At 47.3% G+C, this 18,256-nt stretch carries 18 protein-coding genes; 12 read left to right on the plus strand and 6 right to left on the minus strand.

Annotation, left to right across the window (positions count from 1 at the left end):
• The first annotated feature begins 6 nt into the window (after window positions 1-6).
• Both gshB and ACYP03_RS04140 read left to right on the plus strand, forming a co-directional pair.
• Window positions 7-1,035, plus strand: a complete 1,029-nt coding sequence (gene gshB / locus ACYP03_RS04135) for a glutathione synthase (RefSeq protein WP_330959902.1) — start codon at window positions 7-9, stop codon at window positions 1,033-1,035.
• Window positions 1,019-3,010, plus strand: a complete 1,992-nt coding sequence (locus tag ACYP03_RS04140) for a flavohemoglobin expression-modulating QEGLA motif protein (RefSeq protein ID WP_459778589.1) — start codon at window positions 1,019-1,021, stop codon at window positions 3,008-3,010. Before gshB ends, ACYP03_RS04140 begins: the two co-directional genes overlap by 17 nt.
• A gap of 76 nt (window positions 3,011-3,086) precedes the next feature.
• Here the strand turns inward: ACYP03_RS04140 and ACYP03_RS04145 are convergent, their stop codons facing one another.
• Both ACYP03_RS04145 and ACYP03_RS04150 read right to left on the minus strand, forming a co-directional pair.
• Entirely contained in the window at window positions 3,087-3,605 is a 519-nt protein-coding gene (locus ACYP03_RS04145; protein WP_248142522.1) for an aminoacyl-tRNA deacylase, read from the minus strand.
• Window positions 3,606-3,717: 112 nt separating this feature from the next.
• Complete coding sequence (locus tag ACYP03_RS04150) at window positions 3,718-4,266, minus strand: NlpC/P60 family protein (protein ID WP_459778590.1); 549 nt, start codon at window positions 4,264-4,266, stop codon at window positions 3,718-3,720.
• Window positions 4,267-4,563: 297 nt separating this feature from the next.
• Between ACYP03_RS04150 and ACYP03_RS04155 the strand changes: the two genes are divergently transcribed.
• The gene (locus ACYP03_RS04155; RefSeq protein ID WP_459778591.1) at window positions 4,564-5,319 is read left to right on the plus strand and encodes a 1-acylglycerol-3-phosphate O-acyltransferase; all 756 of its coding nucleotides are present in this window, start codon (window positions 4,564-4,566) and stop codon (window positions 5,317-5,319) included.
• Here ACYP03_RS04155 and ACYP03_RS04160 read toward each other — a convergent pair.
• The 4 genes from ACYP03_RS04160 to ACYP03_RS04175 all read right to left on the minus strand — a co-directional run bounded on the left by ACYP03_RS04160 (window position 5,279) and on the right by ACYP03_RS04175 (window position 7,979).
• A complete protein-coding gene (locus ACYP03_RS04160) occupies window positions 5,279-6,187 on the minus strand; it encodes an alpha/beta hydrolase (RefSeq protein WP_459778592.1) in 909 nt (302 codons plus the stop codon). The two genes, ACYP03_RS04155 and ACYP03_RS04160, sit on opposite strands and share 41 nt — an antisense overlap.
• A gap of 50 nt (window positions 6,188-6,237) precedes the next feature.
• Window positions 6,238-6,831, minus strand: a complete 594-nt coding sequence (locus ACYP03_RS04165; protein ID WP_248143334.1) for a TetR/AcrR family transcriptional regulator — start codon at window positions 6,829-6,831, stop codon at window positions 6,238-6,240.
• A gap of 251 nt (window positions 6,832-7,082) precedes the next feature.
• Window positions 7,083-7,331: a hypothetical protein gene (locus ACYP03_RS04170; protein WP_248142526.1), complete on the minus strand. Its 249-nt coding sequence runs from the start codon at window positions 7,329-7,331 to the stop codon at window positions 7,083-7,085.
• 357 nt (window positions 7,332-7,688) lie between these two features.
• The gene (locus tag ACYP03_RS04175) at window positions 7,689-7,979 is read right to left on the minus strand and encodes a hypothetical protein (RefSeq protein ID WP_459778595.1); all 291 of its coding nucleotides are present in this window, start codon (window positions 7,977-7,979) and stop codon (window positions 7,689-7,691) included.
• Between the two features lie 397 nt (window positions 7,980-8,376).
• Here ACYP03_RS04175 and ACYP03_RS04180 point away from each other — a divergent pair, with 397 nt between their 5' ends.
• The 9 genes from ACYP03_RS04180 to ovoA all read left to right on the plus strand — a co-directional run bounded on the left by ACYP03_RS04180 (window position 8,377) and on the right by ovoA (window position 18,182).
• On the plus strand, window positions 8,377-9,918 hold the full coding sequence (locus ACYP03_RS04180; protein ID WP_459778818.1) for a methyl-accepting chemotaxis protein: 1,542 nt from the start codon (window positions 8,377-8,379) through the stop codon (window positions 9,916-9,918).
• A gap of 188 nt (window positions 9,919-10,106) precedes the next feature.
• Complete coding sequence (locus ACYP03_RS04185; RefSeq protein ID WP_330959897.1) at window positions 10,107-10,406, plus strand: DUF406 family protein; 300 nt, start codon at window positions 10,107-10,109, stop codon at window positions 10,404-10,406.
• A gap of 242 nt (window positions 10,407-10,648) precedes the next feature.
• The gene (locus ACYP03_RS04190) at window positions 10,649-11,521 is read left to right on the plus strand and encodes an NAD(P)-dependent oxidoreductase (protein ID WP_459778597.1); all 873 of its coding nucleotides are present in this window, start codon (window positions 10,649-10,651) and stop codon (window positions 11,519-11,521) included.
• 165 nt (window positions 11,522-11,686) lie between these two features.
• Window positions 11,687-12,250, plus strand: coding sequence for a hypothetical protein (locus ACYP03_RS04195; RefSeq protein WP_330959895.1), 564 nt, complete (start codon window positions 11,687-11,689; stop codon window positions 12,248-12,250).
• Window positions 12,251-13,198: 948 nt separating this feature from the next.
• Entirely contained in the window at window positions 13,199-13,642 is a 444-nt protein-coding gene (locus ACYP03_RS04200; protein ID WP_330959894.1) for an SRPBCC family protein, read from the plus strand.
• Complete coding sequence (locus tag ACYP03_RS04205) at window positions 13,630-14,451, plus strand: sterol desaturase family protein (RefSeq protein WP_459778599.1); 822 nt, start codon at window positions 13,630-13,632, stop codon at window positions 14,449-14,451. Before ACYP03_RS04200 ends, ACYP03_RS04205 begins: the two co-directional genes overlap by 13 nt.
• 145 nt (window positions 14,452-14,596) lie before the next feature.
• Complete coding sequence (locus tag ACYP03_RS04210; protein ID WP_248142533.1) at window positions 14,597-15,139, plus strand: GNAT family N-acetyltransferase; 543 nt, start codon at window positions 14,597-14,599, stop codon at window positions 15,137-15,139.
• Between the two features lie 330 nt (window positions 15,140-15,469).
• Window positions 15,470-15,814, plus strand: coding sequence for a hypothetical protein (locus tag ACYP03_RS04215; protein WP_459778601.1), 345 nt, complete (start codon window positions 15,470-15,472; stop codon window positions 15,812-15,814).
• Window positions 15,815-16,067: 253 nt separating this feature from the next.
• A complete protein-coding gene (gene ovoA / locus ACYP03_RS04220; RefSeq protein ID WP_459778602.1) occupies window positions 16,068-18,182 on the plus strand; it encodes a 5-histidylcysteine sulfoxide synthase in 2,115 nt (704 codons plus the stop codon).
• Window positions 18,183-18,256: the final 74 nt, after the last annotated feature.

Genomic DNA, 18,256 nt, shown 5'->3' on the forward strand with positions numbered 1-18,256 from the left:
ATAGAAATGAAAATTTGTTTCGTGATGTACCCTTGGCACAAAGTAGAACCGGAAACCGACTCTACTCTACGATTGATCCATGAAGTTGCCAGTCGTGGCCATACTGTTGCTCTGACAACGCCTAGTAACCTGACCATGCGTGACAGTATGGCAATTGCCTTTTGCCGAGTGCTGAAGAAGACAACCGTTTCCAACAATGTTCCAAGCTTTTACCGGAAAGCAGAATTCCGCAAAGCCGAACTACCTCTGGCAGGGTTTGACGCCATTATCATGCGTGCTAACCCGCCGCTGGACACGATGGCGCTGAACTTCCTGGACTCGGTACGTGACGATACTTTCATTTTTAATGATATTGACGGCCTGCGGGTTGCCAATAACAAACTTTACACGGCTTCCCTGCCTGACCCGAACCGTGAGTTCATTCCGGTCACTCACGTTTCCAAAAACCGTGAATATCTCGAGCGTGTGCTGGAAGAAAACCCGAATGACCGCATGATCATGAAACCGCTGAACGGTTACGGCGGCAAAGGCGTGATTCTGGTTGAGAAAAGCGCTAAATCCAGTGTGCGTTCTTTGCTCGACTTCTATATCGGCGATGACCACAACTATGTGATTTTGCAGGATTACATTGAAGGCGCTGAACAAGGCGACGTGCGCATCATGATGCTGAATGGTGAACCTATTGGTGCAATGAAGCGTGTTCCGGCAAAAGATGATGTCCGTTCGAACATTCATGCCGGTGGTCAGGAAGTGAAGCACACGCTGACCAAACAGGAACTGCGCCTGTGTCGTCATATAGGCCCGAAACTGGTCCGTGACGGCCTGTACTTCGTCGGTCTGGATGTGATCAACGGCAAACTGGTTGAAGTCAATGTACTCAGCCCGGGCGGGATTACCCGTATCAACCGACTGAACCGCACAAAACTGCAACGTGAAGTAATCGACTTTGTCGAGAGCGTTGTGAAAGCGAAAGATGTCAGCATCGCGCGTAAAAATAAATTCAGACAGGTTATCGAAGATGCGGCAACTAGCTGAGCATGAAGTGCTGGCACTAATCCAGCAAAATATACCTTTTGAAGCTCAGCTGGCTGATGGCAGTCTGACCATCCGTATTTCTGAGTACCAGCCGTTTGTGGCAACAGCCATTCATCACGGCAGCAGAATGCGTCCTGAACTGGTGGCCAAGTGCCACCTTTCTGCACAGGAAAGATATTTCGAAGAAGATCCTTATACAGGTGAATTCGTCGCATCCATGCCGATTGTGCTGCAGGGCGAAGATTCCCGCTATGAATACGATCTCAATCGCGATCCGAAAAGCTGCATCTACTCTCAGGCTTGGGGCAAAGATGTCTGGCACGCTCCGCTGACCGATGCAGAAAGGTTCGCATCCCTTGCAAAGCACAGTTGCTACTACCGGATTTTTCATGCGCTGATCACGGCTCTGGAGCATAAGTTCGGCTACTGTGTCGTCTATGACGTACACTCATATAATTACGAACGCATTACCACACCGTGCCCTACCTTTAACCTGGGTACGGCGCAGGTTGATCGTAAAGAGTGGCAGTCAGAAATTAAGGATTTACTGACGCGTCTGGGTCAGGTGAACCTGCCCAACCTGGCAGTGACTGCCGGTGAAAATCTGGTCTTCCAGGGGATGGGATATCAGGCCACCTTTGTCCGTGATCATTTCTCCCGCACCCTGATCTTACCGATTGAGATTAAGAAGGTGTATATGAATGAGAATGGTGGTGAAAGTTACCCTCTGGTCATAGAGCAACTCAAAACCGAGCTGAAAAGCACTCTGACCGGCCATGCGGCTTATGTGATTGAATCACGTATGAAGAAGCCTTCAACGCGCCGACGTCAGAAAGCGCACGTACTGGACTCTAAACTGCCAAAGGAAGTTGTGCAGCTTGATCGCCAGTTATACCGGTTTGCCCGTGGCCTGAATACCCTCAGCTATATCAACCCGATCAACCTGAAGCAGGAAAAAAGACGCTTCCTGCATAATCGTGATGCGTACCAGCCTAAGTTTACGTACCGGCAGTTGGATCTGGATCCGTATAAATTCCGTGAGCAGCTCTATCGTTTGCCTGTAGAAGACATTCGTGACGCAGGTATTCAGGCCATGTACCGCAAGGTGATTGACCAGCTGGCTGTTCGTATCGACCTGCTGACCAGTCTGGGCCATGAAGAGTTTCTTTATAACTCATTGCGTTACTACGGTCGCCCGGATGAAAGCGACATCGCCAATGCCCGGTTCATCCTGCATGCCCGTGAATACGCAGAGCGTGAAACAGCTACAATCAGCGCAGAAGAGGCGATTGATGCCTTCAACCTGGCTGCCGAGGACTACGGTTTCAGCTGTAAAATCCAGGGCACAACCAAACTGATCGCCCGCGCGATGGTCAGCGGACGCACAGTGAAGGTGAACCTGAACAGCCGCTTCACCCCTGCAGACCTGTATGCCCTGATTCACCACGAAATGGGTGTGCACATGGTCACCAGCGTAAATGCTGAAGCCCAACCCCTGAAAGTGCTGCAGCTGGGCCTGCCCGGCAACACGCATACGCAGGAGGGTCTGGCAATTTTGTGTGAGCACCTGTCAGGGAACTTCCCGCTCCACCGGCTGAAAACATTGGCACTTCGCGTCGTAGCCGTGGATATGATGGTAAATAAGCGCAGCTTCAATGAAACCTTCAGCACCCTGAAATTCGACTACGGGCTGTCTGACGATACGGCGTTTACGATTACCACCCGTGCTTACCGGGGCGGTGGCTTCACAAAAGACTTCCTCTATCTGCGAGGTCTGAAAGATGCGCTCCGCTTACACAGAGAAACCGATCTGACTTCACTGTTTATCGGGAAAACCGGCTTTGAATTCAAACCGTTGTTAGACGAGCTGATTGAACGCGAGATACTGTTACCCCCACAGTACATGCCTAAGGCCCTGTCGATGAACACAGAGACGGATCCGATTATTAATTTCATGCTGAATTGCATTGATTAAGAATCACAGACAAAAAAGACGAGATTCCCGCCGGGGATCTCGTCTTTGTTTATTCAGGCCGATCACTTACGGTCTGCTATTCCCATTCCCAGTGACGTCCGTCATGTTCCTGTGTAAACAGCATCCGGTAGCCTGAAATATTGCGGTGTGGAATATCCCGCATCACTTTGTGGAACTGCTTGTTGTTCAGATGGATCAGGTTTTCATGGTCCCCTGATTCGATATACAGTTCATCTTGTTCAAGCAGCAAATCATCCACCAGCATATTGATCTGATATGCCTGTCCCAGCGAAGGAACCGCACCCGGCTCACAGTCCTGGAAGATCTTGGACAATTCATGCTCACCCACCAGAAAATACTGTTTGCCCATAATCCGGTTGATTTTATCAATCATCACCCGCCGGTTTGAGGGGACAACCGCCATCAGATGGTCTCCCTGCTGATCTTTCAGTAAGACCGCTTTTGCCACTTGAGATGTGGGCACATGTGCAGAGATTGCAGAGCTGAAAGACGTATCAGTATGTCTGTGATGTGTCAGGCTGAAGTCCACATTATGGCTGTTGAGGAATTGCCCGACTGTCATTGCCATCGCCATAGGTCACCTCCTGGAAATCCAGTCCCACACAAATTATGAGGGGGCTCCGGCCATTTTGCGAGCCAGAGGCCCAGAAATTTTGGTGGCATATGTAAAGGTCAGCGACCAAGAATCACTGTAACCGACGTACCTGCCAAAATGCCCGCTGCCAATAGGGGGCATCCATGCTGGAAACAACAACCCCCTGTGACGTAGAAGCATGCAGGAACTCATTGTTTCCCATGTAAATCCCAACATGACGCATGGTTCGGCCCGTCCGAAAAAAAATCAGATCACCTTTTTTCGCCAGAGATAATGGCACCGGCTTCCCTAAACGGGATTGCTCCGACGTCGTTCGGGGCAACATTTGCTGATATACCTCTGAATAAGTCAGTTGCACGAATGCAGAACAGTCAATGCCGCTTCGGGTGGTTCCGCCCAACCGGTATGGTGTCCCTTTCCAGCTTTGGTATACGGTCTGAAAACTGGGTGCAGGTGGTTGAATGGCAAGACTTACTGGAACATGAGTTGGCGTCTTTGCAGTCAGCGTTTTTTCTGCGGCTTCATCGTTTATATCAGGCTTACTGCTGCAGCCCGTCAGGACAAGAATTGCGACAAGGACAAACATTTTCAGCAGTTTCTGTCGGAAGCAGAAGAATGAAATCAGCTTCGTCGTGACCATTTCAACCTCAGCGCAAAAAAGTACCACAAAGGAGTGATTATGCACGAAGCCCTGTCCTGATGCACTCATGTCGCCGCCATCTGGACAATCTTAAAGCACTTCTGACAAAGATATTTTCACCCTACAGAACAGTCCAAATTCATTAATGCGCAGGATACGCAAGAAATTGTTTTCATTTTCAGTGAATTAGCATGCGATTTTGTGAGTTGTTGCATACAACTCATCAGACCTCTTTTGCGAAATTCCTGTACTGGATTACGCTAAAGAAAAAGCAGTTTGTGTATATAAGGAGTTGTTGTGCTCGCTTTTATCCGCCTCTTACTGGCTACCGTTTTTATTGTGTTCACCTGTCTGTTCGCGTTGATTTACTGTCTGTTCAGTCCGCGCGATCCGAAACATGTCTATTTTTTCAGCCAATGGTTTAAAGTGCTGAGAAAAATTGTCAACGTGCAGATTATTGAGCGCGGGGAGGAAAAAGTTACCAGGATCGGCAAGGCAGTCTACATCTCAAACCACCAGACCGTTTTTGATTTCGTCACCTCCCCCGGAATGGTTCGGCCCAGAACAGTTTCCATCGGCAAGAAAAGCCTGCTTTGGATCCCTTTTTTCGGTCCGCTTTACTGGATTACCGGTAATATCCTGATTGACAGGGAAAACAAAGCCAAAGCCCGAGACACCATCAAACAGGTTGTCACTGCTATTCACGAGCGAAATCTGTCGGTCTGGATGTATCCGGAAGGCACCCGAAGTAAAGGACGAGGTCTGCTGCCCTTTAAAACTGGTGCATTCAGAATGGCCATTGAGGCAGGTGTACCCATTGTGCCTATGGTGGTCAGCAGCACTTACAACAAGATTGATCTCAGCAACCGGGACAACGGGACCGTGATTGCTGAGTATCTTGACCCTATTGACACTTCAGCAATGACCGTCCAGGACGCCAGAGCACTGGCTGACCACTGCCATGAAATGATGCTGAATCATATTGCTAAACTGGATGCAGAAGTTGCTGCACTTACCGCTCAATCTGAAACTGTTGCAGCGAAATCGAGCTGATCCGGTGCCGCGATAATGCGGACGGACTGATGACATCAAATGCATCCAGGACCACCTGACTGCTCAGGATCCGACTATGCCCTAACCCTTCGGTTTCTATCAATTCGACGTGGTTCAGGGCATTCGCATCCCGGGATTGCTCAATCTGTGCAAACCGATCTGAAACGTCATGTACGATCAGAACCTTCCCCTGATGTTCAGACAACCGGGCAAAAGTATCGACTGTATCAATCGGATACTGATATTGCTGCTCGATTTCCCCGACCACATCCCGGAATAAACGAAGCGAAAAACCGGACACATCAACCATCCGATAAAGGTTGTCCCTGTAGTTCAGTACCGGGGCAATCAAAAACATCGGTTTTCCAGCCAGCTTCGGATGTTTACTTTCCAGGACCATAGTACAGCCCATGCTGTGAGCCACGACGCCCGCCAGCTCTTCCACTTCCTGATCAATCACAGCTTCCAGCCCCTTTACGAATCCCGGTAAGTGGCCATACTGCCCTTCACTGTTCCCATGAGCGGGATTATCAAACGCCAATGCGGTAAACCCCGCCGCTGCAATTGTTTCCATCAGCGGGAAAAACTGACTGGCTGAACCTGACCAGCCATGCCCCAGCAGCCACACCGGGCCATCCCCCAATGCATAAGTCATCAGACTGCCTTCAGTGCTTTGAATCGCTTTAATGCGCATCCCGTCAGGCTGTTCCGCTTGCTTGATTATTTTTTCTGGCGTCAGTAACAATTTCCGCGCCGTATTTACAGCATGAGATGGAGCCATTCTGTGATAAGCACGGGTGATCAGATTCGTTGCGCGGCGTCTGAGATTCAGGCCACCCGCTGTATTGAAATAAATTTTGCTGCTCATTGCTTGCCTCCACAAAAAAGAACGGTCGTGCTTTTTTAAGTTTTTAAAAATTATGGTGTTCGCCACTCGGCAAAAACGGTTTCGACTTCACACCAGAACCGGCGACTTTCATCGTCTTCCAGCGCCAGAGAATGAAAGAGCTGACTGCTCAGATAAGCGCCATACAGCCGAAAAACTGACTGCCAGGTATCTAAGTCTGCTCTGAACTCACCTGACAACTTCCCTTTCTCCACCTGGAGGCAGAGATAATCCAGCCAACGCCTTGTAATGATGTCGAGCTCCAACTGGACAGAATCGTCACCGTGCCGTCGTTCTTTCCAGGCATCAATAAACATACACCGGCCCTGAAAAGAATGGTTCCAGGCCAGCCAGTGGCTCAGCAATGACCTGAGTTTTTGTTCAACCGAGTCAAATTGAATCCGACGGACGGGCTGAATAACATGTAGTGCAAAATAATCTCCCGCATACTGCAACACTGATACCTGCAGATTTTCCTTGGAATTAAAGTGTGCGAACAGCCCGCTTTTCGACATCCCGGATGCTTTGGCAAGCTGACCAATGGTCAGACTGTCCAGTCCATCTTTGCTGGCCAGATCGAATGCCGTTTTCAGTATGTGTTCGCGAGTGACCCGCCCTTTACTCATTGCACTTCCTTTCTCATTCCCTGAGTCTGCTGATTGTGCCTGCACACGCCACTCGGGTGACACCAACTTCGCCGAAGAACCCATTCGTGCTGTCAGACAGCCAATGGTGATCAACAGACCGACCAAGTAAAGCACGATCGTTCTATTTCAGACAAGGAAAGAGTGGTCGAACCAGCATGGTTACTTCCGACCACTCAATTCTTCCGTCCGCTTGAAATCCACGATCTCAGCAGGACAACAAAGAGTTAGTGCTAGCGTTCAGAGAAATGAAACAGACTGTCGACCTGAATCGGACAGTCGCCAATTTCGTGAACAATATCCTCTGCCTGTTTCAGAGAATCATAGCTGCAGGGGATCCCGTACACATCCGTCAGCGGATAATCATTCCCATCATTATCCTTGAAGTTCACACTCCAGCCGGCACTCAGAAAGTCATGCACCAGCCTCGCCTCGACCAGTGTATGTTGGTTGAACATTTCGCGACATTCAGAAAGAACCATAATCAAATCCTCTCACTGCTTGGATAAAGAATAGAAATCCCTTCTCCACCTCATCACGATTCTTAACAATATAAATATAGCTAATTCTGACCGTTTCCCGAGTCGCAGGTGAACCGTTCCTGCGGGCACTGACTTCAGTAACGTGGAAGACAAGAAATTGAACCATCGATTCCGACTGAATTAGCGTTTGAGATCAACCGGATTACGGGGATAAAGAACAGCAGACTTCAGCGCGGGATGCCATCAGGCTGGTTAAACATCATCTTCTTCGAAGAGAGGGTTGCAAGAAGAGGAGACAAACTTCTCTGAAGCCTGCGTTTGCAGGCTTCAATTTTATGACGACATCGTAAACAAAATTTATTCGCCAATTGCAATAAATGAGAAGCTTCTATTCTGAAAGCTCCCATTCGCACCGCCAACATTGGCTGAAAACCCTGTTGTTTCAACAAAAGGAAAAACGATGTTGTCGAGTGGGCTTTGATTAGAGCTATCGTAGTCAGTTTGAGACCCGACAACACTTGGCGCTAAGTGAAAAGCTTGTTTAAAGCCAACTTTGTAATGGCCCGCACCAACATTTTCAACTGTAAAGTCACCACTACCAGATACAATGTTTCCATTTTTATCTATGTTGCCATAAACGATTTTCATAAATGCTCCTTATCTCTGATTAGCCATCATGTGAATAAGTACCTTTATGAATTCAAACGCACATCAATTCGATACCCCAACAGCATAGCAAGCGATGCTTTGATGTCAAATAAACCCTACCACTCAAATTTATTGCATAATTTCCATTGAACGCTCACTGGTCTGTCATCCGAGTGATTCACCTTCTCCCCCTCGCCGGATCATAAGCGTTGGATTGAGTATCGGATTTTTAGCGCAACCTCACACCACCAACCATCTTTGCCATTAATTTTCGTGCGGTTATAGATGATTTCGCTATCCTCCTATTGAAATCTCAGATGCATCTATGCTCTTATTCACCCGATAAAAAATCATATTAAAACAAGGGTTATACGTGTCTGCTATCTCCATTCACACCATGAAGGACGGTGAAGTCACATTTCCGGCTGGCGAACAGCTTGTATCTGCGACTGATCTGAAAGGAACCATTACTTATTGCAACCCATGTTTCTGCCAGGTTGCAGGCTACGCTGAATCTGAATTACTCGGTAAACCCCACAATATTATTCGCCATGCCGATATGCCAAAAGCCGCTTTCGCGGATATGTGGAGTCACCTGAAAAAAGGAAATGCCTGGCGCGGCGTGGTTAAAAACCGAACCAAAAATGGCGGTTACTACTGGGTTGATGCCTACGTGACGCCGATCTATGAACACGGGAAAATGGTCGGTTATCAATCTGTCCGGGTAAAACCAACCCCGGAAATGGTAAAAACCGCAGCGCAGGCTTATAAAGTCCTGCGGGGAAATGAAGGCAAAAGTACACTGAATCTCACAGTGCCTTCAGCTGTGCGTTATAGCTTGCTTGGTGCAGCGACTCTGCTCCCCGGCTTATACAGCCTCATGCAGGATGGTTTCTCATGGAGTGTTTTATTTTCCATGATGCCTTTGCTGGTGCTGGCGCTTTGGTTCCGGGAGGAACTGTTCAATACACCACAACAGCTTCATCAGCTCAGACAGAATTATGACAGCATCAGCCGCCTGATTTATTCAGGAAACGGTCAGTACTCCATTGCCGACTACCACCTGAAAATGGCATCGGCCCGTATGCGTACGGTTCTTGGCAGAATGACAGATGCCGCCCAGCCTTTACATGTATTGGCAGAAAATCTGAGTGAAACAGCAACCCGGGTCAATCAGGCAATCCGCCATCAAAACGATAACATTCGGAATGTTGCCAGTGCACTTGATGACATGACCGGCTCTGCGCAGCATGTCAGCCAGCACGCGGAAGAGTCCGAACAATTGCTGCAAAGTACGCAAAATTTCAGCGATCAAACGCGTCATCAGTTAGACGCAACTCAGCAAAACCTGCAGGTTCTTTCTGCTCAGGCTGAACAGGCAACCGCAGCAACAGTGCAACTCAGTGATGAAGCCGCCAAAGTCAGTACGGTGATGACAGAGATTCGTGGGATCGCCGATCAAACCAACCTGCTGGCGCTGAACGCTGCGATCGAAGCCGCGCGTGCTGGTGAGCATGGCCGTGGTTTCGCGGTCGTTGCAGATGAAGTCCGGGCGTTATCCTCAAGAACTCAGACGGCAACAGAACAAATCCAGAACAGTATTGAACACATGCTGAGCACCATCGACGAATGGCGTTCGGTGATAGAGCATAATCGTGATCAAACCAATGAATGTGTTTCAATTGCTGCCAAGGGTTCAGAAAGCCTGAGGAGCATGGAAGCCAATATGATTGAAATGAACAGGCTCATCGGGCAAATGGCGCAGGCGGCCGGAGATCAGGAGCAGCTCACCGATCATACCCGTCAGCATATCCACTCTATCGCTGCAGCCTCTGAGCAGAACTTTAAAGAGTTACTGCTGGTTGAAGAATCAAGCGCTGGACTCAGTGGCAAAGTCGATGACTTTGAAGCACTGGCGAAGCGGTTTGAGGAAAAGTAATCTCTTCTGATACAGCTGGCCTTCCTGGAAGGTCAGCCTTTTCTTTGTTTATCCTCGCCCTGGCTGTTTTAAAAGTACTTCCGCTTGCTTTGATCTGTGACAAACCTTTCGCTTTGACTTTGATAGCGCATCTGCCAATCCGCAGATACACTCATACTCAAACGTCGTATGAGTTTAAAGGATAGATTATGGCTGATCTGCATCAAACCGAAGAACCCTGTGAAGCCTGTGGTGTCGTTGCCGAGATAGGCTTTTTGATTCGTGAAGGTGATGAAGTTTCAGAGCTCGCCTTTGATGGTGAGAGTCAAGCAGCAATTGAATCGGAGTTTGCCCCCTATCTGGCGCTGGCTCAAGGCGTCAACAGTAATGTTAAGCATCAGACAATTTATAGTGATGACGGAAAGCAGATGACTGCCCGCCTGCAATTTGAATGCAGTGCAGAAAAGATAATTTTTGACCTCAAATCCCGTTCACTTACAGCGCGTTAACTCTGTCTTCTTTCACAATGCAGCGCATTGATTGTGCTGCATTGTGCCGCATTGTGCATGTAAGCCTAGGTCTCACACCTTCGTCTTCAATACACCACCCTGTAACACATCCGATTGATTTTTTCGCGCCATAACATCCAATGTCAGCTTCCCCTGCTCCGCCACTTTTTCTCTGATAACACTTTCGCATCAGGGCTGTGATATCATCCCTGCCGGATAGAAACGCAATAGGATGCACAATCATGACAGATAAAACGATCGCCTTCATCGGCTTGGGCACCATGGGTTTTCCTATGGCCGGACATTTAGCAAATGCCGGGTTTCAGGTTGTGGTCTTTAACCGCACCACTGCGACGGCAGAGAAATGGCTTGAGACCTACGCAGGGAAAATGGCCCGGACACCCGCTGAAGCGGCACAAAATGCTGATGTCGTCTTAACCTGTGTCGGTAATGATCACGATGTCCGCGAGGTTTACTGCGGGGAAGAAGGTATCCTTTCCGCTGTCCGCCCTGGTACCTTACTGATTGACCACACAACTGCATCCGCCGACGTTGCCCGTGAAATCGCTGAAGCAGCACAACAAGTTTCAGCATCATTTCTGGATGCACCCGTGTCAGGCGGTGAAGCTGGAGCTGTAAATGGCTGCCTGACCATCATGGTTGGTGGGAGTGAGGAAGATTTCAGCAAAGCTCAAGCTGTCTTTCAGCCCTACGCAAAAGCTTCAACACTGATGGGCAGTATCGGTTTTGGCCAGATCACCAAAATGGCGAATCAGATCTGTATTGCCGGCGTACTTCAGGGACTCTCTGAAGCGATCACGTTGGCAAAAGCAGCCGGATTAGATATTCAGAAAATGACCGATGTTTTGAAACACGGTGCTGCTGGCTCCTGGCAGCTGGAAAACCGGGCTGTCACCATGGCTGAAGACAAATTTGATTTCGGATTTGCCATCGACTGGATGCGGAAAGATCTCGCAATTTGTTTTGAAGCTGCAGAGAAATTAAACGTATCACTTCCGTTGACTCATCAGGTCGATGCTGAATATGAAAAGCTGCAGCAAAGAGGTCTGAATCGGGCTGATACCTCAGTTTTAATTAAGCAGTTTGATTCTTGATTCCAATTTTGCGCTGTGTTTCAGGCAGCGCAAAATCCAGAATGTTTCCCGTCGGCTGCATTCGGTGATACTACTCCCATTTTGTTTTATGGCGCTGTCTTTTCTGTATTTACGGATTACAATTCCACGTAATCAATGCACAAAATAAGCCAATCCATGAGAAGAATGTCGAAAAGACTCCGCCAGTTCTGTCATTTCAGTGTATTTACACTAACCTTGTCTTTTCATCAGGCTCAGGCAGCCAGCCAGTTTGTTTCTGAATTAAAACTACTGAACTATACCGACAGCTATGGCAACGTGTCGTTAAGGCATTCTAAATTGATCCGTTTGCCCGACCCTCTGCATGTCAAAGGAAATTTGAATCTGGAAAACAGTGATATACGAGTTTTACCCAAAACAATTCGTGTGGATGGGAATCTGGATCTGGCCTATAGCGACATTACGATGTTACCCCGAAAACTGGAGATTGGCGGATATCTGAATCTGGCGCACACCAGGCTGACTCAGCTAAACCCACATTTACGCGTTCCGGGTGATTTAAGCCTGATTGGCATGCCGCTCACTCAGCTGCCTCCCTATTTGCAAGTAGGCGGCAACTTGTATCTGGCACATACAAAAATCACAGAACTTCCGGCGAGTATTACAGTGAAGGGAGATATTTATTTAGGTGGAATTGAACTAAAGTCGATTCCTGAAAACATGATGATTGGCGGAAAAATTTACCGGTAATTTAGATTCAGGCATCGTTTTCACCGGGAATCCAGTCACTCAGTATTCAAATCTTTTCATACTTCGATTCTTTTCATTTTCCATTCCCCAAAAAAGACTTAAGCCAGAAACACAATTCATGGGTGTTTCTGGCTACTTTCAATGGTTGGAATCAATTATCAATCTGATCGTTCTAATTTCTCGCTTCCGCGAGAAACACGTTATTTACTTCTTAGTTTTGACTTAGAAGACTGTGATTGATAATAAAACCATTGTCTACGGCTTCTATTTGTCATAATTCACCTCTCGATAAAACATAGATAAAAAGCTAAGTTTTATTCAAAGCTTTGCTACCTAATCCGTTTCACTTTACCCAAATACCGATGACAGTTGAATGACATTTGGATATCGTTAACGTGACTTATTCCAAAACAAATCTGAATTACACCATCAACAGATGACTGTCGTGTCCTTGGTACTCAGAGTCTGGAAGTAAGATAAGTATGAAGCGAGATGGTTTGCTTACTGAACTTCCTGATTTAATCACTGACCTGTCATTGCATTTGGGGAAATGCTGCTATCAGGGCCAGATCACTTTGTGGGGCTCAGGTTATCCAAGTTTTTTTCAGTGTTATCACCATCTAGTCCACATCAACCAAATCAATATAAGAGCCCCGGGCAATTTTTTCAACCGTATTTTTGACCTTTTTTGTGAGTTTTTGCTCACATTTTCGTTAACGTCAGATCCGACTGATTACAAAGCAATGTGAATCAAGACCTTAACAAGCGTTAACAAAATAAACACACAAAATTCAAACCAATTGCATATTATTTCTTGCCTGAAGAAACCTCCAAATGACCACAACCACAAATAAGCCTTTGTAAAATAAGAAAAGTATCATTTTGACCAAATTTGACATCATAAAATTCACTGTTAACATATTGTTGACAACTTAACAGGAATCCATCATGCCAGTGCATACTATCTTATTAGAACAATCTGCCCAGGCTCCAAAAAAAATCTTGTTCGAGTTATTAACAGATCATCAAAACCTTGGTCGATTCTTTAACGGCACTTACCGTTTGGTGAAGCCTGGAAAACCTAAACCGAATGGTATTGGCGCAATACGCCGTGTATCTGCCGGACCATTCACTTTCGATGAAAAAGTGATCGACTATAAAGAGAATGAACACTTGCACTACAGAATCGTGAATGGCGGCCCCGTGCAAGAGCATGGCGGATGGATTCAAGTGCAAAGCCTGAATGCAGATACCAGTAAAATTCAGTACCGAATCAGCTTTTCACCCAAAGTGAAAGGTACCGGCTGGCTAATCAAGTTCTTAGTGAAAAAAAGTATCCAGAAAGCTCTCATCAACGTTGCACGACACGGTGAATCATCATGGAAGCGCTAATTTTACTCGCCGTCAGTCCCCTGTTCTTCCTTGCGATGGTATGGGAATACCGTCGATTACGTCTTCATGACAACAAAGACTATCACTGGAAAGAAGTCGCCTGTAACCTGACCCTGGCTGGATTGCACCAGACAGCTGATGTCATTGCGACCCTGCTGTTGATGCCTTTTTTTCTCTGGCTATATCAATACAGAATATTTGAGATTCACTTATCGCCGGCTACGGTCGCCCTTGCCTTCCTGCTTCAGGATTTTTGCTATTACTGGTTTCACCGGGCGTCGCACCATATCAACTGGCTGTGGGCTTCTCACATTGTGCATCACTCTTCACAGCACATGAACTTCACCACTGCTTTCCGGCAAAGCCTGACCTACCCGTTATCCGGCATGTGGATCTTCTGGTTACCGTTGATTCTGATTGGTTATCCGCCAGAGACAGTCGTTCTGGTTGTCGCAATCAATCTGGCCTTTCAGTTCTTTGTGCATACCCGGGTCATTCATCGCTTAGGCTGGCTGGAACTGATCTTTAACACCCCGTCACACCACAGGGTGCATCACGCCCGTAACCCTGAATACATTGATAAAAACTTCGCAGGTGTCTTGATTATCTGGGATAAAATGTTTGGCACTTTCGTCCCGGAAAACGAACACACACTCATCCGTTATGGGATCCAGGAAGATTTTGCCGGCTGGCATCCTGTCACAGCCACCTTTCACCACTGGAAACATATCTTCAGCCGCGCATTCGCCCCCGAACAGTCTGTGAGATCCCGTTTATACCGCCTGTTTGGTCCACCCGGTCAGGACTGAACAACGGCCTGAAGTAACAGCCCGTAAAAACGATACTGGTTTACGGGCCTCATTGCTCGTATTTTTGATCCAGATTCAGTTCAACCAAGATGAAACATATTTAATATAGGCTTTATTTTATCTATCCGGTTTCCAGGAGAATGAGATGAGGCAACCAACCTTAACCACAGAGCGTTTGTTACTCCGTCCGTTACAGCTTGCAGATGCCGGGCGAATCCAAAAAATGGCTGGCGCCCCTGAAATTGCATTAGGCACAACCAATGTGCCCTATCCTTATGATTCTGGCATGGCTGGACAGTGGATCGGCAGAGCTTTGGCTGGCTGGGATCAGGGAACACTGGCTATCTTCGCAATTACATTGAAAGATACAGAGCAACTCATCGGATCGATTGGTTTGCATCATATCCAAGACAACACAGCCCAGCTTGGTTTTTGGCTGGGTGTCCCTTTCTGGCAACAAGGGTACTGTACAGAGGCAGCCCGGCGCATCGTAGACTTCGGATTTACTCATCTCCATCTCACCAAAATTTTTGCTCAGCACCGACGGCTGGACCCAAAACCGGGCAAAGTACTTGAAAAAGCAGGCCTCTCATTTATCTGTGTTAAGACAGATGCAATCCGGGTCAACAGAATCACAGAAGATTTATCTTACTATGAAGCAATGTCATCCTCTCTGGTAGAAGCTTGAGATTCAGGCTTCTCTTAAGGCAAAAAAATATCACACCTCAAAAAAATACCACAAAATTATTCACTTCATTTACACCCTGAAATGAAATAATCATCCGTTCGATTTGCGGGTTACTATAATAATGATGATGGTTAAGCAATGATTAAGTTATCAATCACTATATTCACTAGGGTAATGAGTGGGCAGACATACGAACCAAGCGGCTACAGGAAGTGACCACCCAAATTGGGATAGACTTAACACAGGATTGAAATTTCTTGGCAATAAGTAGGTCTAAATGTGAGAGCCCTGTAACAATTAACCCTAAGAAATTTAGGCGCAACCTAATCAATGGCTTTGCCACTGATAAATGAGGTGAATATTATGACTAGCTTTAAAGTACTCACTGCAACCGCTGTACTGATCATGTCTACATCAGCCCTTGCTGACATCCGCGTAACCGATGCCAACAACGGCGCCTGGGTCACCGTAACCGAAAATGGCCAACCCGCTGCAAACGCTTCAGTCTCTGTTGCGAACGTACCTCAACAACGCAAAACTTATACCACAGATGAGCGTGGTCGAGTCTTCATTCCACTGCAACTGAACTCTTCTCGTTCAGTGAAGTTTGAAGCAACGACTGAAAACGGTAAAAAATCATCACGTTACGCATTTACTGGCTCACGTAAAAACTAAGCTCAGAACTTAGTTATCCGATTGAAGGCTCCCATCCGGGGGCCTTTTAGTTTTTCAGACAATCTCAGAATGCAGAAGCCAAACGCTTCTTAATATTGAGTTTACCGATCAAAAATAAATACACCGGCTTGCTCTTGGGGACGTATGGTTGCACCATAAGTCATACCGTCAGCGAAACGGTGCAACTGAACTGAGCGAGCCCCAACATACGCAATATCAAAAAGGATTTACGATTACAGGAGAGTAAGCAGCTATGGTTCATTTTCCAACAGCAGCAACAAGAAGTGTGTTACTTACAGGAAGCTCCGAGCAGGCCAAACGGCAAACGTTAAAAGCCGCATTCAACCAGACATGGGAAGTGTATGAATCTCTTTTCTCATTGATTAACAATCACCAGGCCTTTTACAAGAAAGCTGAACCTCTTCGCCACCCCTTGATTTTCTACTTTGGCCATACGGCTGTCTTCTATATCAATAAGTTGAAACTGGGTAAATACATTGATCGCAGGCTGAATGCTCACTTTGAATCAATGTTTGCCATTGGTGTCGATGAAATGTCCTGGGATGATCTGAACGATGCCCATTACGATTGGCCCAGCGTTGATGATGTCCGCAACTATCGTGATCAAGTGAAGTCCACCGTCAGCCAGTTCATTGACACCATGCCACTGTCGTTACCCATCAAAGAAGACGATCCGGCCTGGGTCATTTTGATGGGCATAGAACACGAACGCATTCACCTTGAAACCACCTCCGTCATCATCCGCCAGCTTCCCCTCTCAGACTTAACGCCATCCCCGCAATGGGCTCCCTGCGAAGAAGCCGGAGACGCTCCGGAAAATCAGCTGATTGCCATTTCAGGCCGTAAAATCACCCTGGGTAAGCAGGAAGGTGCAGACACCTATGGCTGGGATAATGAGTACGGTGTGCAGCAATACAAGGTCGATGATTTCAAAACCAGCAAATACCTGGTCTCAAATCAGGAATTTCTGGAATTTGTCAAAGATGGCGGTTATCAGCAGGAAAGATACTGGTCTGAAGAAGGTGTTGCCTGGCTTCAGTATACACAGGCGCAGATGCCGCGTTTCTGGGTTGAACGGGACGGCATTATGTTACAGCGTAACCTGTGCAGTGAAATGCCGCTGCCGCTCAATTGGCCAGTTGAAATTAACCAGTTAGAAGCCAAAGCGTTTTGTAACTGGAAAGCAGACAAAGAACAGCTCCCTGTCCGCTTACCGACAGAAGCAGAATGGTCTCTGCTGCGCCAGTGTCTGAATACGGCTTCTCCAGCGTGGCAGGAAGTGCCGGGCAATACTGAACTGGCATACTTTGCTTCGTCATGTCCGGTCGATCGTTTTGAACATAACGGTCTGTGCGACATTATCGGCAATGTCTGGCAATGGACAGAAACAGCGATTGACGGATTTCAGGGATTCAAAGTTCATCCTTTATATGATGACTTCTCCACTCCAACCTTTGATGGCAAGCATAACCTGATGAAAGGCGGTTCCTGGATTTCAACCGGTAATGAAACCATTCCAGAGTCACGCTACGCTTTCCGTCGCCACTTTTATCAGCACGCCGGATTCCGTTATGTCATTTCAAAACAGGATCCGGAAAGCATGACCCATCTGAACATCTACGAAACCAACGAGCTGATTGCCCAGTACCTGGAGTTTCATTACGGCAACCAGTACTTCAATGTCCCGAATTTCTGTGTGAATGGCGTATCACAATGTATGCAGGAGATTTCCCTGCACCATACCCATCGAGCACTGGATATTGGCTGTTCCGTGGGCCGAGCTAGCTTTGAGCTGGCGAAAATCTTTGATCATGTGGACGGAATCGACTTTTCTGCCCGTTTTATTCAACAGGCCTATTCTCTGCTGGAACAAGGAGAAAAGCGCTACACGATTCCCACAGAAGGAGATTTGGTTGAATTCAAAAGTGTCACCCTCAATGACCTTGGTTACCGGAATCTCAAGGACAAAATTCACTTCAGTCAGGGAGATGCCTGTAACCTCAAGCCTCAGTTCAGCAACTATGATCTGGTCTACGCCTCGAATCTGCTGGACCGTTTAGCGGATCCCAAAGTGTTCCTGACCAGTATTGCCGATCGCATTACTGAGGGGGGCTATCTGGTGATGACCTCACCGTACACCTGGCTTGAGGAATATACGCCCAAAGATAAATGGCTGGGGGGAATCAAAGTCAATGGTGAGAATTTCACAACCTTAGATGGTCTGACCGAAACGCTGATCCCACACTTTGAACTGATTGCCGTGAAGGAAATTCCGTTTGTGATTCGTGAAACCAAACGCAAGTTCCAGCATACCGTTTCAGAGATGACGATCTGGCGGAAACGCTGAGGTAAAATTGCTTCTGCCCCGGACCGATACATTTCACATGGTCTGGGGTAGAATGCCCGCTTTTAACTGCGGCG

The sequence above is a fragment of the Photobacterium sp. R1 genome, from assembly GCF_054600795.1.